The following is a 22,736-nucleotide window of genomic DNA, read 5'->3' on the forward strand; positions in this document are numbered from 1 at the left end:
CTATACTTTATTCGTATTTACATTTCTCGCCGCGTCGGCAACGTAACTTTCCCAGCCTTTCGGCCAGCCTGTTCTGCAGTTGCGAGTGCGCCAATTTCGTGCCACAGACTGATCATAAGTCGTTCACGCGAAAGAGCACATGCATACGCCCGGGTTTGACATCGGCACGATCGAGCATAAATTAATTACAGACGGAAATATCGAATTCAAGCGCCAGGAAAGCTTGCTCAAGACGGGCGCTTTACAGGACGCCATTTTCAATAGCGCCTATTTCTCCAGCATCGCCACCGACGAAAAGGGCGTCATCCAGATTTTCAACGTCGGCGCCGAGCGCATGCTGGGCTATACCGCGCTGGACGTCGTCAACCGCATCACGCCGGCCGACATTTCAGATCCGCAGGAAATGATCGCGCGGGCAGCGGAACTGAGCCTCGAACTCGACACCACCATCACGCCCGGTTTCGAAGCCCTGGTCTTCAAGGCCTCGCGCGGCATCGAAGACATCTACGAGCTGAGCTATATCCGCAAGGATGGCAGCCACTTCCCGGCGCTCGTGTCGGTCACCGCCTTGCGCGACGATCACAATGCCATCATCGGCTACCTGCTGATCGGCACCGACAATACCGCGCGCAAGCGGGCCGAAGAAGCCCTGCTCAAGGCCGGCGCGCTGCAGAGCGCCATTTTCAACAGCGCCAATTTTTCCAGTATCGCCACCGACGCCAAGGGCGTCATCCAGATCTTCAACGTCGGGGCCGAACGCATGCTCGGCTACACGGCGCTCGAAGTGATGAACACGATCACCCCGGCCGATATCTCCGATCCCCAGGAAGTGATCGCGCGCGCCAAGGCCCTCAGCCTGGAGCTGGAAACGCCCATCACGCCCGGCTTTGAAGCGCTGGTGTTCAAGGCGTCGCGCGGCATTGAAGATATTTACGAGCTGACCTACGTGCGCAAGGATGGCAGCCGCTTTCCGGCCATCGTCTCGGTGACCGCCCTGCGCGACGCCCACGACGACATCATCGGCTACCTGCTGATCGGCACCGACAATACCGCCCGCAAGCAAGTCGAGGCGGCGCAGGCGCTGCTGGACCAGCGCCTGCGCGACCAGCAGTTCTATACCCGTTCGCTGATCGAGTCCAATCTCGACGCCTTGATGATGACCGACCCGCAAGGCATCATCTCGGACGTGAACCAGCAGATGGTCGCCCTCACCGGGCGCACCCGCGATGAACTGATCGGCGCCCCCAGCAAGAAATTCTTTACCGACCAGAGCCAGGCCGATGCGGCCATCAAGCGCGTGCTCCAGGAAAACAAGGTGACCGATTACGAACTGACGGTGCGTGCCCTCAACGGGGTCGAAACCGTGGTGTCGTACAACGCCGCCACCTTCCACGACCGCGACCGCAAGCTGCAGGGCGTGTTCGCCGCCGCGCGCGACGTCACCGAGCGCAAGCGTTTCGAGCACACGCTGGAGATGAAAAATATTGAGCTGGAACGCGCCAGCCGCATGAAGTCCGAATTCCTGGCCACCATGTCGCACGAGTTGCGTACGCCCCTCAACGCCATCATCGGCTTTTCCGAGGCGCTCAAGGACGGTTTTCTGGGCCAGACCAGCACACTGCAGCACGAATGCGTCGGCGACATCTTCAGCAGCGGCCTGCACTTGCTCTCGCTGATCAACGACATCCTGGATCTGTCGAAAGTCGAAGCCGGCATGATGGCGCTCGAACTCGACGCCGTCGACCTGCACAGCCTTTTGCCGAACAGCCTGACCATCGTGCGCGAAAAGGCGGCGGCCCAGAACATCGCGCTGAGCCTGGAGATTGGCGACGACCTCGGCATGCCGCAACTGGACATCCGCAAGACCAAGCAGATTGTCTACAACCTGCTCTCGAACGCCGTCAAATTCAGCGCCAATGGCGCTGCCGTCACCTTGCACGCGCGGCGCGTGCCGCGCCGCGCCGTCGGCCATCTTGCCGGACACTGGCCGGTGCATGGCTTCCCCCTGGCCGACAACGAGTACAACGATTTTCTCGAACTGTGCGTCAGCGACAGCGGCATCGGGATTTCGGAGCCGGACATGGCGACCCTGTTCCAGGCCTTCAGCCAGATCGACAGCAGCCTGGCGCGCAAATTCGAAGGCACCGGCCTCGGCCTGGCGATGGTCAGGCAGTTGGCCGAGCTGCAGGGCGGCACGGTGGCGGTCGCCAGCCGCGCGGGAGAGGGATCGCGCTTCGCCGTCTGGCTGCCGCTGCGCACGCTGGTGCCGGGGGCGCGCCCCGCGCTGCACGGCGCCGCAGCGCCGCCCGCGCCCGATACCATGGCCCCCGCGCGCCCCGGCCCGGCCGAGCGCATCGCACTCGTGGTGGAAGACAACGACCAGGCCGCGGCACTGGCGCGCCTGCTGCTCGAAGCGGAAGGCTTTACCGTGCTGCGCGCTGCGAGCGCCGAGCAGGCGCTGGAGATGGCGCCACGGCAGGCGCTGAGCCTGATCACGCTCGACATCCGCTTGCCCGGCATGGATGGCTGGCAGTTGCTCCAGCGCCTGCGCGAGAATCCGGCGCTGGCGCGGGTGCCGGTGGTGGTCATTTCAGGCATCGCCGATGCCAACCTGGCCCTGTCCGGGGGCGCCGCCGCCATGCTGCAAAAGCCGATCAGCCACGCCCAGCTGCAAGCCTCGCTGAGCGGCCTGGGCTTGCAGCCATCGCTCGAACGCACATGCACGGTGCTGGTGGTCGAGCACGACCCCAGGGCGGTCGAAGCCATCGCCGGCTTGCTGCCCAGCCCCGCGTATGCGGTGCTGCGCGCCTACACGGGAAGCGAAGCCATTTTCCTGGCCCAGCACATGCGCCCCGACCTGATCCTGCTGGACCTGATGCTGCCGGACCTGAGCGGTATCGACGTGGCCGAGGCGCTGCAGCGCAACCCGGCGACGGCGCGCATCCCGGTCCTGGTCGGCGCGGCGGCCCAGGCGACCGGGCCGCAGAGCGCCGACAAGCGCGGCCTCGACCAGGCCCGCTTCGTCGCCGAGGTGCGGCGCGCCGTGCTCTCCCCTTAGGGAGGACCGGCCATGGCAAGGATACTCATCATTGAAGACAACCCGGCCAACATGAAGCTGGCCTCGCTGCTGCTGCGCCATGCCGGGCATGCGGTATTGTGCGCCCCCGACGCCGAAAGCGGCCTGACCATGGCGCGTACCGACAAACCCGACCTGATCCTGATGGATATTCAGCTGCCCGGCATGGACGGGCTGGCGGCGACCGCGCTGCTGAAACAGGATGCCGGCACCGGTGCCATCCCCGTGATCGCCCTGACCGCGATGGCAATGAAGGAAGACCGGGCAAAAAGCGAAAGCGCCGGCTGCGATGCCTATATCGCCAAGCCGCTGCGCCATCAGGAACTGTATGCCGCGATCGACGCCTTGCTGCCCCCGGAGAAGTAACATGACGCTGCGCGCACCCACCATCCTGATCGTCGACGACGAAGCCAAGAACCGGCGCCTGCTGGCGGTACTGTTGCAGCCCGAGGGCTACAGCACCTGCGGCGCGGCCAGCGGCGAGGAAGCGCTGGCCGCCATCGGCGCCTCGGCCCCGGACCTGATCCTGCTCGACATTACCATGCCGGGCATGGATGGCTATCGGGTCGCCAGCATCCTGAAGGCCGATCCGGCCACCGCCAATATTCCCATCATCATGGTCACCGCGCACATGGAGCGCACCGCGCGCCTGGCCGGCCTGGACGCCGGGGCCGAAGACTTCCTGACCAAACCGGTCGACCGGGCGGAACTATGGTTAAGGGTGCGCAACCTGTTGCGCCTGAAAGCGTACGGCGACCTCCAGGACCACAGCGCCAGGCTGGAGAGCCAGGTGCTGGCGCGCACGGTCGACCTGCAGCGCTTTCGCACGGCGATGGATGCCACCGCCGATGCCATCATGCTGATCAGCCGCGCGAGCATGCGCTTTAGCGAGGTCAACGAGACAGCATGCCATTTGCTCGGCTACTCGCGCGCGGACCTGCTGAGCATGGGGCCTGCCGAACTGATCAAGACGAGCCGCGCTGCGCTGGAGTGCCAGTATGACGCACTCATTGTCGACGGCGCCGACCGCGACCAGCGGGAAATGATGATGACGCGCAAAGATGGCTTGAGCGTGCAGGTGGAAGTGCACAGCCAGGCGCTGCGCTCCGGTAACGACTGGACCATTGTGGTGGTGGTGCGCGACATTACCGAGCGCAAGCAGGCGGAAAAGCGCCTGACCCACCTGGCCCATCACGACTCCCTGACAGGTCTGCCCAACCGCACGCTATTTTATGACACCTTGCAGCGCACCCTGGCGCTGGCGCGCGGCAGCGGCGCGCTGGTCGCGGTCATGTTCCTCGACCTCGACAATTTCAAGAATATCAACGATACCCTGGGCCATGCGATTGGCGATGAGCTGCTGTTGCAGTTCAGCAACCGCCTGATGCAGTGCGTGCGCGTGCGCGACACGGTCGGCCGCCTGGGGGGAGACGAATTTGCGCTGATCCTGATCATGCAGGATTGCCAGCAGGGCGCGGTGGTGATCGCCCAGAAGATCCGCGACGTCTTGCGCGCGCCATTCATCCTGAGCGGGCACGAAGTGACGATCACCGCCAGCATCGGCATCACCGTCCATCCGGACGACGCCTCCGATCCGGATACGCTGATCAAGTACGCCGATACGGCGATGTACCAGGCCAAGCACGCCGGGCGCGACACCTACCGCTTCTTCACCGCGCAAATGAACGCCGACGTGCTGGCCCGCCTGACGCTCGAAACCGCCTTGCGCAAGGCCATCGAAAACGAGGAATTCGTGCTCCATTACCAGCCGAAGGTGCACCTCAACAGCGGGCGCGTCGCCGGTCTGGAAGCGCTGCTGCGCTGGGACCGCCCCGGCCATGGCCTGGTCCCGCCCAATGCATTCATTCCGGTGCTGGAAGAGACGGGGATGATCGTGCAAGTCGGCAGCTGGGTCGTGGCGCAGGCGTGCCGCCAGATCGGCTTGTGGCTGCGTTCGCCGGTTGGTCCGATCCAGGTGGCGGTCAACGTCTCCGGGAGGCAATTTGCGGAAGGCGACCTGGATGGAGACGTCATCAAGGGATTGGCGCTGCACGGCATTCCGGCCGAGCTGCTCGATCTGGAGCTGACCGAGACGTCCTTAATGGCCAATACCGAGCGCACCACCGAGATCTTGCACAGGCTCAAGCAGCACGGAGTACGCATTTCCATCGACGATTTCGGCACCGGCTACTCCAGCCTGGCTTACCTGCGCCGCTTTCCCATCGATAAACTGAAGATCGACATCGCCTTCATCCGCGACCTCACCACCAGTCCCGATGATGCGGCCATCGTGCTGGCCATCATCAGCATGGCCCACAGTCTCAAGCTCGATGTCGTTGCCGAAGGCGTCGAGACCGCCGCCCAGCTCAATTACCTGCGGCGCCACCATTGCGACCAGATCCAGGGCTATTACTTCAGCCGCCCCCTGCCCGCCGATCAGGTCACCGACATGCTGCTGCAGGACAAGCGCCTGGCGCCGCCGGACGGCGCCGAACAGCCCCGCAAGACCTTGTTGATCGTCGATGACGACCTATTCATGCTCGACATCCTGGCCAATCTGTTCGGTCGCGACGGCTACCACATCCTGTGCGCACGCTCGGCGGCGGAAGGCTTCGACATGCTGGCCTTGAACGAGGTGCAGGTGATCCTGTGCGACGAGTGCATGCCGGCCATGAGCGGAACGGAGTTCCTGGACAAGGTCAAGGAACTGTATCCGAAGACATTTCGGATCGTCCTATCCGGAAACACCGATCTGGAATCGATCATGAAGGCGGTTAACTGCGGGGCGATTTTTCGTTTTTATACCAAGCCGTGGGACAACAACCTGCTACGCGATCACGTGCGCGATGCCTTCCGCCAGTTCATGGCGATCGCATGACGGCACAGCCGATCCGGCTCACGCCGTTGCTGGCCGTGGTATCGATGATGCGCACGCCGCGCCAGCTTGGGCGAACGAGGCGCTGCGGACAGGGAGCGCGTGGCGGCATATTGCCCGAACAACGTTAACAAGGCATACTTGCGTGGATAAAACGTCAACCTTGATGCCTAGTTAACTCGTTCAACCACGGGAGTACCCGAATGCCGAATGAATTCAAGCTCGCAAGTGCCGTTGCGCTCCCCGCGCACTCGAGCGTCAACAAGGCCTTTGCATCGGTGAACCTGGCTGATGCATTTGCGATCCGGCTGCCCTCGGGCGCATCGGCCGACCCGGATGTGCTGGCCCGTTTCATCTTCGCGCATCAGCCCGCGTGGATCGGACACCTCCTGCGTGTGCGCGACATGATCGTCAGCGGCCTGGGCCTGAAAACGGCCGCGCAACTGGCGAAAATAGCCAGTGAAACGGAGCCTTCCCGCGTTGGCATCTTCAAAGTCTACAGCGCGAACGCGAGCGAGATCGTGGTCGGGGAAGACGACAGGCACCTCGATTTCCGGATCTCGATCCTGTGCGCGGGCGGATCGGCGCCGGACACCAGGCGCGAGCTGACCATGACAACGGTGGTTCACTGCCACAACCTGCTGGGACGAACCTACCTGCGCGTCATTGCGCCCTTTCACCGCGCCGTCGTCAAAGCCAGTTTGCGCAGCGCGGCGCGCGTCGGATGGCCCGAGGCTGGCGCGCCTCCTCAATAGGCGCAGGTGCGGAAGCCGCAGAAAATATCATCGCGCTCGGGCATGAAGAAATTGCGGAAGCGCGCCGAGCCAAAGCGCGACGGCGTGGCAAACGACGCGCCGCGCAGCACCTGATGGGTCATGAACCATGGCTGGGAATACTCGCGGTAGCGGTCCGGCGCAAATCCGGGATACGGCTCGAACGGCGTGCCGGTCCACTCCCACAACTGGCCCCATCGAAACCCCGCCTGCCCTGACAGCGCCGCGTACTCCCATTCCGCTTCGCTGGGCAAGCGCCGCTCGGCCCAAGCGCAATACGCCTGCACCTCGAACAGGCACACATGGCGCACCGGTTCGGCCGCCGACAGCGTCGACAAGCGCCCGAAGCGCATCGTGCGCCACTGGTCGCCGTCGCGCTGCCAGTAGCGCGGCGACGAGCGCTCCTGGCGCATCAGCCACGCGCTGCCGGCCGCGCTCCAGTACTGGCGGTTCTGGTAACCGCCGTCGGCCACGAAGTCGGCAAACTGCGCATTGGTCACCAGAGCCGCATCGATGCGAAACGGCGCCACGTAGACCGGGTGCGCCTGCTTCTCGTTGTCGAACACGAAGCCGCCCTCCTGCCCTGCGCCCAGCACGATGGTCCCGCCGGGATAGGCGATTTCCGCCCCCTGCGAATGGACCGCTTCATCGCGCGTGAGCTGCGCCGGCGCCGCCACGCCCAGCGTCTGCATCGAATACAGATAGGCTTCGCCGTGCATGTCCTCGTGCGCCAGCGCCAGGCGGTACGGGTACAGGGCGTCGTCCGTGCCCGCCTCGCGCGAGAGCTTGTCGAGGGTACGGTCGAGCACTTCATGGCAGTAGGTCTTCAGCGCCCCGGGGCTGGGCAGGTCGAGCGTCCAGCGCGAGCGGTGCGGCACCAGGTTGGAATCGAACCAGTCGTCGCCCTGCGTGAGCAGCGAGCCGCGCTGGGCATCGGCCGGATGGCTGGACGTCGCCTCGCGCAGGATGAACCATTCGGCGAACCACGCGGTGTGACCCAGTTCCCACAGCGGCGGATTGATCGTGGCAATATGCGGCACGCGCGACAGGCTGTCGAAACCCGCTCCCGCAAAGCAGTCGAAGAGGCTGAGCGTATAATGGCGCGCACTCTGCAGCGCCTCGGCCAATTGCTGCGGCTTGGCGTGCCGGAAGGATGCGGGGATTGAACTCATATCCGGCAATTGTAACGACTTTTTCAAGGAGTCGCGGTGCAGCGACCACGCGTGCTGATCGTCAGTCCCGCATCGAAGCGGGAGAACAACGGCAACTGGCAGACCGCCAGCCGCTGGGCGCACTTTTTGCGCGCGCGCTGCCGCGTGACGATCGCTCCCGGCTGGGACGAAAGCGCCGCCCCGCCCGACCTGATGATCGCGCTGCATGCGCGCCGCTCGGCGGCCCCCCTGGCCGCTTTTGCCGCCGCCTTCCCCGACCGCGCGCGCGTGCTGGTACTGACCGGCACCGACCTGTATCGCGACATCGCCACCGATTGCGCAGCCCAGGCATCGCTGGCCCATGCCGACAGGCTGGTACTGCTGCAGGCCGACGGGCTGGCCCTGCTGGCGCCCGAACTGCGCGCCAGGGCCTGCGTGATCCACCAGTCCGCGCCTTCGCTCGCGCCCTTCCCCCATGGCGCCGCGCGGCGCTTCATCGACATCGTCATGATCGGCCATCTGCGCGAAGAAAAAGACCCGCGCACCTTCATGGCCGCGGCCACGCTGGTATTGGTGCCCAAGGCGCGCCTGCTGCATATCGGCGGCGCGCTCGATCCGCTCCTGGGCGCGCTCGCCGAGGCGACGCAGGCGGCCACGCCGCGTTACCGCTGGCTGGGCGCCATGCCGCACGCCGCCACGCGCCAGCGCCTGCGGCGCAGCCACGCCATGGTGATCGCCTCGCACATGGAAGGCGGCGCCAACGTCATCATCGAAGCGGTCACCTGCGGCGTGCCGGTGCTGGCCAGCGATATCAGCGGCAACCGCGGCATGCTGGGCGAGGACTACGCGGGCTATTTCGCGCCGGGCGACGCGCCCGCGCTGGCGCGCCTGATCGAACGCTGCATCGGCGACCAGGCCTTCCATGCGCTGCTACGGCGCCAGTGCGACGCGCGCGCCCCCTTGTTCGCGCCGGAGCGCGAGCGTGCCAGTGTGCTCGACTTGGTGGATAATCTGGTCTGACCTGCCTTTTACCGAAACGGACACCGACCATGAGCAATGCCCCAGAAACGCCCATCAAACTCACCTCGTTTTCGCATGGCGGCGGCTGCGGCTGCAAAATCGCGCCCGGCGTGCTGTCCGAGATCCTGAAAAACTCGACCGGCTTTCCGGTCCCGAAGGAGCTGATGGTCGGCATCGAGACCGCCGACGACGCCGCCGTCTACAAGCTCAATGACGAACAGGCGCTGATCGCCACCACCGATTTCTTCATGCCGATCGTCGACGACCCGTTCGATTTCGGCCGCATCGCCGCCACCAACGCCATCTCCGACGTGTACGCGATGGGCGGCACGCCGATCATGGCGCTCGCGCTGGTGGGCATGCCGATCAATAAACTGCCGCTCGAGACCATCGGCCAGATCATCCGCGGCGGCGAAACCATGTGCGCCGAAGCGGGCATTCCCATCGCCGGCGGCCACACGATCGATTCGGTCGAACCGATCTACGGGCTGGTGGTGCTGGGCCTCGTGCATCCGTCCAAGGTCAAGCGCAACGCGGACGCGCGCGCCGGCGATGTGCTCATTCTCGGCAAACCGCTGGGCGTGGGCGTGCTCTCGGCGGCGCTCAAAAAAGACGTGCTGGGGCCCGAAGGCTACGCCGCCATGATCGCCAATACGACCAAGCTGAATAAACCGGGCAAGGCGCTGTCGGAAATGGAAGGGGTGCATGCGCTGACCGACGTCACCGGCTTCGGCCTGTTGGGCCACCTGCTGGAGCTGGCGCGCGGCTCAAAATTGACGGCGCAGCTGACCATGTCGCAGATTCCGCTGCTGCCCGGCGTGGAACAGCTGGCGCACGATGGCTACTTTACCGGCGCATCGGGACGCAACTGGGATGCCTACGGCAAGGATGTCACGCTTTCGCCGAGCATCAGCAGCGCGCAGCACATGCTGCTGACCGACCCGCAAACCTCGGGCGGGCTGCTGGTATCGTGCGATCCGGGCAGCGTGGACGAGATCCTGGCGCTGTTCGCGCGCGAAGGCTTCGAGAGCGCCGCCGTCATCGGCGAGATGACAGCGGGCGCACCGCGCGTGCAGGTCGCGCAATAAGGACAGGAGGCCGCCCCGGGCACGGCCCGGGTCAGCCTCGGTGCTGCATCAAGCGGCCGGGGAACGGCGCGTGCGTGCTACGAAGCCCAGCATGGCCAGGCCGGCGCCCAGCATGGCCCAGCTGCCTGGCTCCGGCACGGCGGCGACCGAGAACGACAGGTTGTCGGCATAACCATCGTTGTAGCTGCCTTCGACACGGCGCATGTCGAGGACGATGTCGACCAGCGCGGTACCGACCGGAATCATGCCATAGTTGTCGCGATACACCATGCTGGTATTGCCGCCGCGGTCACCCGGGGTGACTGGTGCCAGGCTGGTGCTGAACAGGGTTTGGCCGGTGCTGTCGCGGAACACGGCGCTCAGGGTGGCATTGTCGCTCTGGGAAGCGTAGCCGCCCAGCCAGCCGGACAGGTTAAATTGCGACTGTCCGGCGTTGATGGCGCCGCTGAAAGCGCTCAGGTCGATGACCTGGATCGCGCGCGAGGCCGCCGTATTGACGCCACCGCCAAAAAAATTCTTGCCGCGGTTTTGCGGGCCTGCATCGGTCGTCGACGGGAAGCCGCCGCCCGCGCCGTACTGGACAGCCGTCAAGCCGCCCGTGACGTTCCAGCCGGGAACCTGCACCGTGCCGCCGTCGGTCGAGCCCGCGCCCGCTTCAGCATCGCCATTGACGATCAGATTCTGGCCCACGACGGCCGTGCCCGCGCTTGCCGGGGCGGCGCAAGCGAGCGCACTCGCCATCGATAAAGCCATTGCAACAGTTACAAAACGCATAAACATCCCTTGAGTGGTTGAAGTGCCGCCTGTGCCAGCCTGCGGATCCGCGGCAGACAAACGGGACGCCGGTAAATATGATGCCATTTTACAAGGTTTCCACGCGTATTTATTAAAACAACAAGACATTTACTGCACTGGTGTCGGCAAAAAGGCAATGCGATTTACGGGATAGCCGCCGGCCGAGGGCAAAATGCAACGTTGATAATTTTATTCAGGGTACCGTGCGGGCATGCGAATACGGGACGGGTATGATCGATTGTGCGGTTCCACCTTGTGCATCTCCAGGAGAACATGATGGCGTATGTCGACGGTTTCGTACTTCCCCTCCCTACCAGCAACATCGAAAGTTATCGCGCCATGGCGGCGACCTGCGGCGCCATCTGGCGCGAACACGGCGCGCTGCAGTACCGCGAATGCATCGCCGATGACGTCAAGCCCGGCAAGCTCACGTCGTTTCCCCAGAGCGTCAACCTGCAGCCCGGCGAAACCGTGGTCTTTTCCTGGATCGTGTACGAATCGCGCGCCCACCGCGATGAAGTCAACGACAAGGTCATGAAAGACCCGCGCATGGCCGACTTCATGAAAGGGACCGACATGCCCTTCGACGGCAAGCGCATGATTTACGGCGGCTTCGACATGTTTCTCGATTTGTAGTTCGCTGCGGCAGGGCGGGGGCGGGTTTGTCGGCGTGCAACTGAGCGCTTGACAAGCCGGCGCGGCCTGACGTACAGTGAACTCATGTCTTCCTCCCTGCATCTGTCGTCTTTCCCCCTGCTCGCTGGCGCGCTATCGCTAGCGACGCTACTAGCTGCACGCGCGTAATCCACCCGCAGTGCGCCGCCCGGCTCCCCCGCCGGCGAGTTGTAAGCCAGTAAAACCCCAGGAAAGTCCGACCCGATGTTTGCACCTGTCTCCATCACCTTGTTTCTACTGCTAAAGCTACCGATCGGTTGCCTGGCCTAGCGACTCCGTGGCCGCCCGGCAGCCCGTCGCCACACCGCCGCCCGGCCCTTATCCGCTTGAGTCTCAGGAGAACACCATGATGTTGCAGAACCCGTCGTCGAAATACCGCGCCTTCCCTCCAGTCAATTTGTCCGGCCGCCAGTGGCCCGACCGCGCCATTACCCATCCGCCGATCTGGATGAGTACCGACCTGCGCGACGGCAACCAGGCCTTGATCGAGCCGATGAGCCCGGAGAAAAAGCTGCGCTTTTTCGAGATGCTGGTCCAGATTGGCCTCAAGGAAATCGAAGTCGGTTTTCCGTCCGCCTCGCAGACCGACTTCGATTTCGTGCGCAAGCTGATCGACGAAGACCGCATCCCCGAGGACGTCACCATCATCGTGCTGACCCAGTCGCGCGAGGAATTGATCCGCCGTACGGTCGACTCGTGCGTGGGTGCGCGGCGCGCCATCGTGCACCTGTACAACTCGGTCGCCCCCGTCTTCCGCAAGGTGGTGTTCGGCATGACGCGCGAGCAGATCACCGAGATCGCGGTCAGCGGCACCAAACTGGTCAAGCAGCTGGTCAAGCAGCATCCGCAGACGGAATGGGCGTTCGAGTACACGCCGGAATCGTTCTCGACCACGGAACTCGATTTCTCCAAGCATATCTGCGACGCCGTCAGCGAGGTGTGGCAGCCGACGCCGCACAACAAGATGATCGTCAACCTGCCTTCCACGGTCGAATGCAGCACGCCGAATGTGTATGCCGACCAGATCGAGTGGATGTCGCGCAAGCTGGCCCGGCGCGATTCGCTCATTATCAGCGTGCACCCGCACAATGACCGCGGCACGGCGGTGGCCTCGGCCGAGCTGGCCATCATGGCGGGCGCCGACCGGGTTGAGGGCTGCCTGTTCGGCAACGGCGAGCGCACCGGCAACGTCGACCTCGTGACCCTGGCGATGAACCTGTACACCCAGGGCGTGCATCCGGGGCTCGATTTCTCGGACATCGATGCCGTGCGCCAGGTGGTGGAGGAATGCAACCAGTTGCCGGTGCATCCGCGTCATCCATATGCGGGAGACCTGGTGTTTACCGCGTTTTCCGGTTCGCACCAGGATGCGATCAAAAAAGGATTTGCCCAGCAAAAGCCGAATGCCTTGTGGGAAGTGCCGTATTTGCCGATCGACCCGGCCGATCTGGGGCGCAGCTACGATGCGGTGATCCGCGTTAACAGCCAGTCCGGCAAGGGCGGGATGGCGTATCTGCTGGAACAGGAATTCGGCTTGAGTCTGCCGCGCCGCTTGCAGATCGAGTTCAGCCGCGCGGTGCAGGCGGTGGCGGACGCCAGCGGGCGCGAGATCGCCGCGAAGGAAATTCATGCGATTTTCTGCAGCGAATATTTCGACCAGGCCAGCCCGTATGCGTACAGCGCGCACAAGATGGTGGAGGACAGCAGCAGCGATGAGCCGGTGCAGATCGACATCACCCTGGCGCACCGCCAGGCGAGTTTGAGCTTGCAAGGTGGCGGGAATGGGCCGATCGATGCATTTGTGAATGCGCTGGGACTTGATATCAAGCTGATGGATTACCACGAGCACGCGATCGGCTCGGGCGCGAATGCAAAGGCGGCGTGTTATGTGGAGTTGCGGCTGGCGAATGGCCCGACCATGTTTGGCGCGGGGATTGACAGCAATATTGTGACGGCATCGTTCAAGGCGGTGCTCAGTGCGGTGAACCGGCAGCTGGTGAGGGCGGAGCAGGAAGTGGCGGTGGCAGTACCCGGCTAAGCCGGCGCATTCTTCATCGTCGTCGTTTCTGGCAGTGCCAGGAACGACGAGGAGACACGATCAAATAAACTTGGTCTTCTTCAGATACTTCTCCACATCGCGATAACTGTCGTCGCTCCCGGCATAGCGCACCAGATTGCGCGCCGTTTTCAGCCACTCCACCGTGGATGGCTGCATCGTATCGAGCGCATACGCAATATCGCCCGGCCCGATCGGCCGCTCCGGATTCCCGGCCAGAATGTCATGAATCGCACTCTCCTTGGCCAGGTCGATCACGCCATCGATATCGGCCCCGGAAAAATGCGGCGTCGCCGCCACCAGCGCATCCACATCCACGCCTTCCACCGGCACATCGCGCAGCTTGATGTTGATGATGTGCTTGCGCGCTTCCGCATCCGGCGGCGGCACGAACAACTGGCGCGCGAAGCGCCCGGTGCGCTTCATGGCCTGGTCCACATCCCACGGCATATTGGTCGCCGCCAGGAACAGTACGTCGCGGTTGTCGCGCTCGAAGCCATCCAACTGCGACAGGAATTCGTTGACGATGGTGCGGCTGTGCTCGCTCTGCGCCTTGGAACGCGAAAACGCCAGCGCATCGAGCTCGTCGAAAAACAGCACGCAGGGCTTTTGCGCCCTCGCCTTCTCGAACAATTGCGCCAGGTTGCGCTCGCTTTCGCCCATCCACATATTCAACACTTCGCTGATGCCGACCGACACAAACGAGGCGTTGCACTCGTTGGCAATGGCACGCGCGATCATGGTCTTGCCGCAGCCGGGCGGACCGTACAGCAAAATCCCGCCGCCGCCCTGCTTCTTGAATTTGGCAAACAGCGAAGGCCGCAGGAAAGGCTCGATGATATGCAGGCGCAGCATCTTTTTCAGCTCTTCCATGCCGCCCACATCGGAAAAACGCACCAGGTCGGGCGCCTGCGGCTTGAGCGGCACCACGTTGGCGCTCTGCCCCACCAGCGACAGCGCCGGACCGGAAGCCGGACGCGCACTCTGCTGCAACTGTTCCAGCGCCGGCACCGGCGCAAAGCCATCCTGCTGGCGCGCGCGGCCGTACGCGGCCAGCGCATCGCTGTTGCGCTCCAGCGCCAGCAAGGCTTGCGCCTTGCCGCAGAGCGCAGCCGCCCCGGGCGACTGACGCTCCGCCAGCTCGAACTGCACCAGCGCGGCCGCCGCATCGTTTTCATCGAGCAGCAGCCGGGCATAGGCCAGCCGGGTGGCGGTGTTGAACGGATCGCTTACCAGCGACGCTTCATATTGTTCACGCGACATAGTCATGGTCATCAAATTCCTGCGCGGCGTTTCAGCCAGCGCTTGAGCAAAGAGGGAAAAATCCAGGAGTACACACAATAACCGATCAGTCCGATACTGAGCGGGGCGACGGCGTGCGGGGCGATCCGGCCAACCCCATTGATCACGACCAGGGTCAGCACCCACAGCCCGACCGACGCACCCCAGCCCCAGCGGTTTAGCGGCCACAGCGGCAGCATGCTCCAGTGGCTCAATGCATCGAGGTCCACCACCAGTTCGAGGATCTCGCGCGAATCCGGATACAGCTTGAGCAGTTCGATGGCAATGCGCTTGGCGGCGCGGTACTTGCCGCAATGAACCAGGTGCGTGATCAGCATGCGTGCCGTGCTCAGGCTTTCCGGATGACGGCTCATCATCACCGACAGGCGTTCCTGCTCGGCGCCGTGGCGTCCTTCGATCAGGTCGCCCATCATGCAGGCGATCAGGGCCAGTTCGTCATCCGGATCGAGGCGCAGCGCTTCGTGCGCCAGCGCCTGGGCCTTGTCGAGGTGCATGGTGCGGTACATCAGCATGGCGTAGCGTGCGTAATGATGGCCGGACTCCGGATAATCCTTGAGCAGGTCGAGCAGCATCGCTTCGGCCGCGGGCAGCTCCTCGCTGTCCTGGTACAAGGTGGCCAGCAGCGAGCGCGCCGCGTAATGGTCGGGCGCGCGGCTAAGCACGCTGTGCAGGGTGGCACGCGCGGTGTCGCGCCGGTCGGTCAGGTAATCGAGCAGCGCCGAGCCGTACAGCAGATCGCTGTCGTCCGGATACTGGGCCAGGGCATCGGCCAGCACGTCGCCCGCCTGGGCATAGCGTTTGCGCTCGATCAGGCCCAGCAGGCGCGCGCTGAACTCGCGCGGAGATAACACAACATGGTCGTTCATACGGACAGGGCCTCAGCAAAATACAGTACCGCCCGCGTGATACCGTAGTCCAGTACCCCGCAGGCGATTGCCGGGATCCAGGGCGCCGGCGGCTTGGCGCCAAACAGCGCGGCGGAGCGGTGCTGCTTGCGGTGCATCAGGTACACCACGCCGAACAGCGCCATCGCCAAAGCGCGCGACAGGATCCGCGCGCCGCCGGAACCGATGGCATCGATCAGCGCGATCAAGGGCGCATACCCCGCCTGGACGGCGACCAGGAAGGCCGTGCTCAGCGCCAGCGCCGGCAGATACATCAGGGCATCGAGCGGACGCCTTAGTTTCCATGAACTGAGCGCCGAATAAAAAATGATCGCAAACGGCCCGCCAAAAAACGCCAGCAGGAAGCTCGATTGCACCGAATACAGGATCGCCGCGGGCGCCTGGGAGGGCGAGAGCGACGGAGTGAGCAGGCTTTCGCGCATAGCGTGTTGTCTGGAGTAAGTAAAAAGTGGTGGCGCGAAACAGAAACAGCATCATACGCAAGTTTCCCGCTGCCTTCCAGTCGCACGGGCAAGACGCGGGTCAGCGCCGTGCGAGCATCCAGTCGGCCATCGCGGCCAGGTCGGGCACGACCACAGTGGGCGCGGCGCCGAGTTCTTCGAGCGGACCGCCATCGCGGTTGACCCAGCATACCGGAAAGCCGAACAAACTGGCCGCACTCGCGTCCCAGCCGTTGGCCGAGACGTACAGGATGTTTTCGCGCGGATGGCCGGCGCGCTGCTCGGCCAGCAGGTAAATCTTGCGGTGCGGTTTGAATACCTCGACATCGTCGACGCTGACAAACTGGTCGAAAGCCCATTTCATGCCCGAGTTCGCCACCACCTGGCTGATGGTACGGCGCGAGCCGTTCGAGGCGATCAGCATGGGCACGCCGGCGTCGCGCAGGCGGCGCAGGGTGGGCGGCACGTCGGGGTGCGGGTTCAGGTGCAGGTATTGGTCGCTGAGCTGGCGCGCGGTGCCGGGCAGCAGCGCCAGGCCCAGCTTGGCGCAGCTGAAGCGCAAGGCATCTTCGGTGACGGTCTCGAAATCGGCGTAGCGCTCCATGAGGCTGCGCAGCCAGGTGTAGTCCATCTGGGTCTGGCGCCACAGCTGCGCGATGGCGGCGCCGTGACCGGGATAGGCGTCCTCGCAGGCTTGCGCCACCGAATGCACATCGTACAAGGTACCGTACAGGTCAAAGATAATGGCGTGGATTTTTTGCATGGGCACAGTCCTCATCTGTACAGTCAATGTACCATTTTCGAGGAGAAATCATGCGGATGCGGCGAGCGCTGTTGTATCGAATCGAACAGCGAGGTGCTCAACTACAGCACTTCCGGCATCTGGCGCCGGCCGAACAGATTGGTGATCCCGTCGTGCACATCGTTTCCGATCAGGCAAAGGAAATCATCGTAGCCGCCATACATCCGCCCGGTGTCGGACAGGAGCAGCGTCATGTGGCTGTTATATGCCATCCCGATGACCACCAATTTCTGGTGTACGCGCGCTTCATAGGCGCTCACCTGCTCGCGGCATGTGCAGCTGATCGCGTGCGCGGGGTGAAAATCGATGCGATCGAACGCGCCCGCGACCCGGTAGGCAGGCATATCGCCACCGAGTCCGCCAAAACGTTGGAAAAACGGCCTTGCCTTCGGAAAAAGTTCATAGCCGTCCGCGACCAGACATGCAAGAAAAGGCGCCGGGTCGACTGCGCGATGCTCAGTCCACCCCATTTTTCTCAAAAAATCGAAGGTTGGTTTTTCAAATTTCATATTCATGTTCAACAATCCGTTCGCTTTCGGTCCGTCGCCTCCGCACCGCGGCGGCACGGTTGATCGCAGCTAATCGAAGACCAGGAAAACACCCTGCTGGTCGATCCTCCGGATCAGCTCAACAGTGAGCAATGCATAGACGGACGGTGACGGCGTATCGGAAGGAACGAACAGGATGCGCGAGATCGCATAGCGCTTTCCCAGCGCATGGTTCGCGGTTTGCAAACCCACCGATACTTGAGCGAGGACATCGTTCCGGTCGACGCGGACATGCTCGCCCGCCCTGATTGACAACGCCACGACGTCCACCGCCTCCGTCCCGTCGCCGAGCGAAATCCCCAACAGGTTATGTCGCGGCCCCGTTACCCGGGCCACTTGATAAGCATCGCCGCTACGGATAAATTGCATTAGCCATCCTTCCGGCGCAGCGCTGTCTTGTACTCGGTCCCGATTCTTTCATGGCGTCACTTCAGCACGCCCGCAACGCCGACGATATCGACCCCTTGCAGTTGTCCCAGCCAGCTGTCGAACCATGGCTTGTGCGAGGCGCCGACAATGGAAAGGACACGCGCGCCGGGGCGTTCGCGGAAGGTTTCGCGGATGTTCGCGACCATGCGCAGGTTGCGGATTTCCCAGCCGGCGACCCACATCTGCGGATAGCCTTCCGCGGACTTCGCGCGCATGGCCGGGACGACGTTGGCCTCGGCAAGTACCCGCAGACCGTCCGGTTCGTTGATGGTGCGGTACAGCGGCAGCAGGTCGGGCGCCTGCGACAGGACCTTCTCCTGTTTCTGCCGCTCCGTCAGCGCCGCCCCGCCCACGGCCCAAGCCGCCTCGACCGGCCGGAGGAAGGCCTTGATGTCCGGCACATCGATGCGGTCGCCGGTATGGTTGTCGATGGCGTGAACCCGCTGCAGTCCCAGGCGCGCAGCCAGGCGCGCGGCCAACTGGTAACTCTCGTTGTTGCGTTTGCCGATATCTCGGAGCTTGTCCACCAGCGCAGCGTTCAAGCTGTCGCCGGCGCGGCGCTCGGCTTCGGGTAGCTGCAGCCATTGCACATAAGCCGAGGCGGGGTCGTTCGCCGCTAGAAACAACGCGCCGAGACGCCGCCGTTGTGCCGGCGTCGCTTGCGCGGGCCATGCCTTGAGCGTTTTATCGACTTCGGCGATCGCTGCAGGAACGTCGAGGCCGGTGGCGGCCATCGCCACATCGGTCGGGGGGCAATAATCGGCGCCGTACTTGGCAGCGTGGCGCGCGGCGAGATCGCATTCCTCGCCAGATTCGGTCTCGATGGTGATGATGTCGGGCTTGAACGCCGCCAGCCGGCCGAGCACGCCCTCAAGCGATGCGGGGTCGAAGCTTGGCGGCATGTATCTCAGGTGCACGGTGCCTAGTACCAGCACTTGCGCCCGCGGTCCGGCCATGTCGCGGTCGAGCGCCGTCAGGTCGACCTGCGCCTGCGCCGCGAAAGGCAGTACCGCAATCAATCGACAAATCCACTTAGCACCATTGCTCAAAAGTCATTCCATTTCTCGTGGCTTACAATAAAATTGCTGCTCATCCTAGTAACCGCACTCCGATCAAAGCTGTTTACATGCTGCGAATACTTGAGAAAATTCGGGGAAGGCTATCTGATTAAAATTCTCACAGGATTCAACAAGACTCGACTCGGCTGACGCTTGAAGTGCAATCTGTTGCTGTACACGCCAAGTCCCCCGTGATACTAACACTTTATAGTTCTACAATTTGGCGACAATAACAGGTTGCTCGGCATCTCGATAAAGCTGCGCCCGGACATAAATTCCAGCAACCAATTCCAGCTCATCACCATCTTTTTTTCCCTCCGAATGCAGTGTTTCGGACTTCAGCTTCCCGATTGTGAGAGCGTCCTCGCGCAACGACACGAAATGATCCTCAAGCAGTTTTCCAGACATTAGACCTCCGACTCCTCCCTTAAATGTCACCAAGAAATCGCCACTGCTGTGCCGCCTGACCTTAAAGTCCGGATAATGGGTCACAACCGACAATAGACGCGCCTGACACTCGGCGTCGCTGCATTCCTCCGAGCTCTCCCAAACAACACAACTCCCATGCTGAAACAAAGTGAAATGTTTTCCGCGCAAGTATCCGCGCAGATGATCGATCATCCATTCAGTTGTCGCCACAATATGTGGCCGCCATGTTGGCTTCGGGTATGTTTTCATTTAATTTTCCAAACAACTTTCTGTCCAAATTGCGGGTCGCGCCAGCGGCTGCGCACAGAGGGGGCAGCGACGCCTGGGAAGATTATAGGCAAGCTGAAGTGCCGCTGATTCTTCGGGCGCCCCCATGTACAGCGTTGACTCTACTGGGTTGGCGATTCTTCCCTCCCAGTCGCAATGATCACATTTTATGTACTCGATCTGCACGCGCTGAAGCCTGCCACCCAAGCGCATCATGGGCAACACTAGCCAGCTTTTTAACATCTTCCGCGAGTACAAACCGAGACCGAACTCATCCGAATGGGTCTTCACAAAAGAAACCAATTTAGTTACTGAATTCCGCGTGTTATCCGAGAATACCGGCACACCATGGTAGGTAGCGTTTTCTAAGATTGTATCCCACTCCCCAAACGTCGGAACCACCACTGGCTCCCCATCGACCAGCACCTCTGCAGACATGTTATTTGACTGGCTCATCTCGATCCCATCTCATTTTGGTTTGATTGGCTTCAGCAGATCGGTGCCATGCGTCAAAAGATACTCACTTTCGCCAGCGCCTTTCAAAGTCTGCTCAAGTAAAGTCGAACGCGGGACGTATCCGCTGTAAACCGTTCCTTCACGAGCAAAATACGCTGCCTGCGCTGGATCAGTAGTCACAGAAATAAATGTTTTATCCAACCCAAACGCTGGTTTTAGTTCCGTGCCAAAAGCACCATGAGCCTGGACATATTGGTCCTCGGTTCCCCAGATGTCGATCCATTTCTCGTGGCTTACTTTTGACGGATCATAAGAGACGATTTAAAAACTTAGCGGAAACGAATTCGGTGCAATAACGTTGAGCCAAGCGCGAGGTAAATCATGGCCGTGGATACGTCGAGGCGCTGCTCGTAACGGTAATCGCGCACGAGACGGCGGTAACGCATCATCCATGCAAAGGTGCGCTCGACGACCCAGCGGCGCGGTGGTACTTGAAACCCTGTCTGCCCCTGTAGCCCGCGCACAACTTCAATCGTGAAGTCGAGATAGGCCGCTTTGTCCAGCAATGCGTACCGGTCATAAGCGGCGTCGCCAAAGAGGTGATTGACCCAAGGCCAGCGCTTGACCAAGGCATGAAGTATCAACTGCCCACCGGTCGAATCGGCGTTATCGGCAGGTGTCAGGTGCACTGCCAGCAATCGCCCGTCCGTGTCGACTGAGATGTGGCGTTTGCGCCCGCTGATCTTCCTGTGCGCGTCATAACCGCGCTTGCGCGCGCCAGGTGCTTTCACCAACTGGCCATCGACGATGCCAGCCGAAGGAACGACCTCGCGCTGCTCGCACATCCGGTCAAGCATGAGCGCCAAGTCATGAATCGTTCGGAACAGGAAACGTCGCATCAGACGCCGGACCCAGTAATACGCCGTTTGATAGCGAGGAAAATCGTTGGGCAACATGCGCCATTCGCATCCTGAACGCACCAGGTAACGCAACGCGTTGATTACCTGGCGAAGCTCTATCTTGCAGGGGCGCCCGGTTCGAGCTACGCCCGGAAGTAAGGGTTCAACGAGCTTCCACTCCTGGTCGCTAATGTCGGACCGATAGCGCCTACGATCCTTGGGCATCGGCCCCGCACGCCGCGCACGCTGCTCTGATGCCCACATGACGTACTCCTCCCAGAGAAAGTCGTTTGGACATCAAAGTTACTTGGGAGTTTTCAAACCGTCTCTCAGGAAAAATTTGGGCCTGCGTGGCCAACTTGCACGAATTTTATGTGAATTAATCAAAATAAGGTTGGCTTCGATTCCCATTCGGTCGCCGCTCACTGCGTTGCTCCCAGAAAGTATGCAAAACTGGTATTTCTAATTATAAAAGTTGCGCGTAACGAGAGACGTCAAACCGGCCTAAGAGCGTGCAATTGCCATTATGGGTAAATCGAGATATCATCCGTCAAATATGCCTCTATAAAACCGGAAAAGCTTTCCGACACAAATTTGGGAGTGGAATCCTCTGTTCCGACAAGCACAACGTCATTACGTTCCGATGACAAATTTATAGCGTAGGCCCAACAGAAATCCAAATAGTCGCAAAATATAAAATAATTGACGTCACCGTCAAAACCATAATGACCACCATCGTAATCCTTGATCCGCTCCAGTTTTTCCAAAGGCCAAAAATTGAATCCCTGCTCATCGTGGTATCCCGCGGCCTGATCGAAACCGTTCGCCCGCTGAAAATACTTTAGAAAGTCCGGAGGAAGGACTACCCGATTGGATTTTTCAAAGGCGTCAATCAAACTCGGCTCGGCTGGCGCTTGAAGCGAAATTTCTTGCTGACCACGCCAACTCTCCTCTAGTTTTCTTATGACTTCACACGCCCGCAGACTGGCATCTTCAATTATCATTTCGGCCAACTTTCTATAATTTTCTGCATCAAATTTAGACGAGGAGACAACTGCACGTTTTTTAATTTACTACCGCCGGATTTTAATGCTTTTTCATACAAAGACATTTGCTTTTCCACCCAATCTTTTCTCAATCCCTTCGCGATCATGTCCTGCACAACATTGGTACTCATTTCATTACTTCTGGCGATGGTTTGTGCTACATCTTCGGCCGTCTGACCTCGTCCCCATTGAATTATTTCCTGGCCGATATCACCAGCCCTTCGCGGGATGTCCGGTTCATTCTGCCGAGGGTCTGAAATTTTGCCTGCGCGGCCTTGTGCCGCCGGTGGAGCGCTACCATTAACGTGAACGCCATCCAGCCCGGCTTCGGCCACAGCAACGTCTGCCTTTAGCGCATCGGCCGCTGCATTAGCTGCCTGCGCACCTTTCGTAGCATCAGCCGCCTTGGCAGCGTCTGCAACCTTGGCAGCGTCTAGTGCTTTTTCTGCAGCTTCCGCTGCCTTAATAGTCTCGGCTGCTTTTTTCGCATCAGCGGCTGTCTTGGCACTGCCCAACTTCAGCAATCCTAACAGCACTGCCCCAGCCTCGGCTAATCCGCGAGCGACCGCTTCCGTTTTCTGTCCCTTCACCCACGGATCAGTCACCGGCTTCACCACCGCGCTGCCAAAGTCGAGTACGCTCTGCC

General features: G+C 61.7%; 22 protein-coding genes and 1 pseudogene. 8 read left to right on the plus strand and 15 right to left on the minus strand.

All coding sequences use genetic code 11. The features are described from left to right. The first annotated feature begins 139 nt into the window (after nucleotides 1-139). The 4 genes from RBA41_RS29160 to RBA41_RS29175 all read left to right on the plus strand — a co-directional run bounded on the left by RBA41_RS29160 (nucleotide 140) and on the right by RBA41_RS29175 (nucleotide 6,706). Complete coding sequence (locus tag RBA41_RS29160) at nucleotides 140-3,058, plus strand: PAS domain S-box protein (protein WP_306627872.1); 2,919 nt, start codon at nucleotides 140-142, stop codon at nucleotides 3,056-3,058. A 12-nt stretch (nucleotides 3,059-3,070) separates the two neighbouring features. Next, complete coding sequence (locus tag RBA41_RS29165) at nucleotides 3,071-3,442, plus strand: response regulator (RefSeq protein ID WP_306627873.1); 372 nt, start codon at nucleotides 3,071-3,073, stop codon at nucleotides 3,440-3,442. 1 nt (nucleotide 3,443) lies between these two features. Then, complete coding sequence (locus RBA41_RS29170) at nucleotides 3,444-5,954, plus strand: EAL domain-containing protein (protein WP_306627874.1); 2,511 nt, start codon at nucleotides 3,444-3,446, stop codon at nucleotides 5,952-5,954. Nucleotides 5,955-6,154: 200 nt separating this feature from the next. Then, the gene (locus RBA41_RS29175) at nucleotides 6,155-6,706 is read left to right on the plus strand and encodes a DUF2867 domain-containing protein (protein WP_306627875.1); all 552 of its coding nucleotides are present in this window, start codon (nucleotides 6,155-6,157) and stop codon (nucleotides 6,704-6,706) included. Here RBA41_RS29175 and senA read toward each other — a convergent pair. Next, nucleotides 6,700-7,896, minus strand: coding sequence for a selenoneine synthase SenA (gene senA / locus RBA41_RS29180; protein WP_306627876.1), 1,197 nt, complete (start codon nucleotides 7,894-7,896; stop codon nucleotides 6,700-6,702). The two genes, RBA41_RS29175 and senA, sit on opposite strands and share 7 nt — an antisense overlap. Nucleotides 7,897-7,932: 36 nt before the next feature. On the opposite strand from senA, the gene senB reads away from it, so the two are divergent. Next, on the plus strand, nucleotides 7,933-8,895 hold the full coding sequence (senB, locus tag RBA41_RS29185) for a selenoneine biosynthesis selenosugar synthase SenB (RefSeq protein WP_306627877.1): 963 nt from the start codon (nucleotides 7,933-7,935) through the stop codon (nucleotides 8,893-8,895). Nucleotides 8,896-8,924: 29 nt separating this feature from the next. After that, nucleotides 8,925-9,983, plus strand: coding sequence for a selenide, water dikinase SelD (gene selD / locus RBA41_RS29190; RefSeq protein WP_306627878.1), 1,059 nt, complete (start codon nucleotides 8,925-8,927; stop codon nucleotides 9,981-9,983). A gap of 48 nt (nucleotides 9,984-10,031) precedes the next feature. Here selD and RBA41_RS29195 read toward each other — a convergent pair whose 3' ends face one another. Beyond that, entirely contained in the window at nucleotides 10,032-10,724 is a 693-nt protein-coding gene (locus RBA41_RS29195) for a PEP-CTERM sorting domain-containing protein (RefSeq protein WP_306627879.1), read from the minus strand. Nucleotides 10,725-11,051: 327 nt separating this feature from the next. On the opposite strand from RBA41_RS29195, the gene RBA41_RS29200 reads away from it, so the two are divergent. Continuing rightward, on the plus strand, nucleotides 11,052-11,414 hold the full coding sequence (locus tag RBA41_RS29200) for a DUF1428 domain-containing protein (RefSeq protein WP_306627880.1): 363 nt from the start codon (nucleotides 11,052-11,054) through the stop codon (nucleotides 11,412-11,414). Between the two features lie 385 nt (nucleotides 11,415-11,799). Continuing rightward, nucleotides 11,800-13,491 (plus strand): 2-isopropylmalate synthase, encoded by a 1,692-nt coding sequence (leuA, locus tag RBA41_RS29205; RefSeq protein WP_306627881.1) that lies wholly within the window; start codon nucleotides 11,800-11,802, stop codon nucleotides 13,489-13,491. Between the two features lie 60 nt (nucleotides 13,492-13,551). Here leuA and RBA41_RS29210 read toward each other — a convergent pair whose 3' ends face one another. From RBA41_RS29210 to RBA41_RS29270, 13 genes and pseudogenes are all read right to left on the minus strand, one after another. Continuing rightward, nucleotides 13,552-14,778 carry an ATP-binding protein gene (locus RBA41_RS29210; RefSeq protein WP_306627882.1) on the minus strand — a complete coding sequence of 409 codons (1,227 nt, stop codon included), beginning with the start codon at nucleotides 14,776-14,778 and terminating at the stop codon, nucleotides 13,552-13,554. 5 nt (nucleotides 14,779-14,783) lie between these two features. Continuing rightward, a complete protein-coding gene (locus RBA41_RS29215) occupies nucleotides 14,784-15,677 on the minus strand; it encodes a tetratricopeptide repeat protein (protein WP_306627883.1) in 894 nt (297 codons plus the stop codon). After that, nucleotides 15,674-16,138, minus strand: a complete 465-nt coding sequence (locus tag RBA41_RS29220) for a hypothetical protein (RefSeq protein ID WP_306627884.1) — start codon at nucleotides 16,136-16,138, stop codon at nucleotides 15,674-15,676. Before RBA41_RS29220 ends, RBA41_RS29215 begins: the two co-directional genes overlap by 4 nt. A gap of 100 nt (nucleotides 16,139-16,238) precedes the next feature. Then, complete coding sequence (locus tag RBA41_RS29225) at nucleotides 16,239-16,919, minus strand: haloacid dehalogenase type II (RefSeq protein ID WP_306627885.1); 681 nt, start codon at nucleotides 16,917-16,919, stop codon at nucleotides 16,239-16,241. 101 nt (nucleotides 16,920-17,020) lie between these two features. Further along, nucleotides 17,021-17,473 carry an SUKH-3 domain-containing protein gene (locus RBA41_RS29230; protein ID WP_306627886.1) on the minus strand — a complete coding sequence of 151 codons (453 nt, stop codon included), beginning with the start codon at nucleotides 17,471-17,473 and terminating at the stop codon, nucleotides 17,021-17,023. A 63-nt stretch (nucleotides 17,474-17,536) separates the two neighbouring features. Next, entirely contained in the window at nucleotides 17,537-17,875 is a 339-nt protein-coding gene (locus tag RBA41_RS29235; RefSeq protein WP_306627887.1) for a hypothetical protein, read from the minus strand. 56 nt (nucleotides 17,876-17,931) lie between these two features. Next, nucleotides 17,932-18,954 carry a DUF5694 domain-containing protein gene (locus tag RBA41_RS29240; protein WP_306627888.1) on the minus strand — a complete coding sequence of 341 codons (1,023 nt, stop codon included), beginning with the start codon at nucleotides 18,952-18,954 and terminating at the stop codon, nucleotides 17,932-17,934. A 252-nt stretch (nucleotides 18,955-19,206) separates the two neighbouring features. Then, on the minus strand, nucleotides 19,207-19,671 hold the full coding sequence (locus RBA41_RS29245; RefSeq protein WP_306627889.1) for a hypothetical protein: 465 nt from the start codon (nucleotides 19,669-19,671) through the stop codon (nucleotides 19,207-19,209). After that, entirely contained in the window at nucleotides 19,672-20,145 is a 474-nt protein-coding gene (locus RBA41_RS29250; protein ID WP_306627890.1) for a hypothetical protein, read from the minus strand. 12 nt (nucleotides 20,146-20,157) lie between these two features. Continuing rightward, nucleotides 20,158-20,346 carry a hypothetical protein gene (locus RBA41_RS29255; protein ID WP_306627891.1) on the minus strand — a complete coding sequence of 63 codons (189 nt, stop codon included), beginning with the start codon at nucleotides 20,344-20,346 and terminating at the stop codon, nucleotides 20,158-20,160. Between the two features lie 128 nt (nucleotides 20,347-20,474). Then, nucleotides 20,475-21,308 carry an IS5 family transposase gene (locus tag RBA41_RS29260; protein ID WP_306627892.1) on the minus strand — a complete coding sequence of 278 codons (834 nt, stop codon included), beginning with the start codon at nucleotides 21,306-21,308 and terminating at the stop codon, nucleotides 20,475-20,477. A 260-nt stretch (nucleotides 21,309-21,568) separates the two neighbouring features. Next, complete coding sequence (locus RBA41_RS29265; RefSeq protein WP_306627893.1) at nucleotides 21,569-22,048, minus strand: SMI1/KNR4 family protein; 480 nt, start codon at nucleotides 22,046-22,048, stop codon at nucleotides 21,569-21,571. Then, nucleotides 22,045-22,736, minus strand: a pseudogene (locus RBA41_RS29270) (hypothetical protein); the annotation flags it as partial. The gene RBA41_RS29265 and the pseudogene RBA41_RS29270, both read right to left, overlap by 4 nt.

The organism is Massilia scottii, from assembly GCF_030846495.1.
Classification (GTDB): domain Bacteria; phylum Pseudomonadota; class Gammaproteobacteria; order Burkholderiales; family Burkholderiaceae_D; genus Telluria_A; species Telluria_A violaceinigra.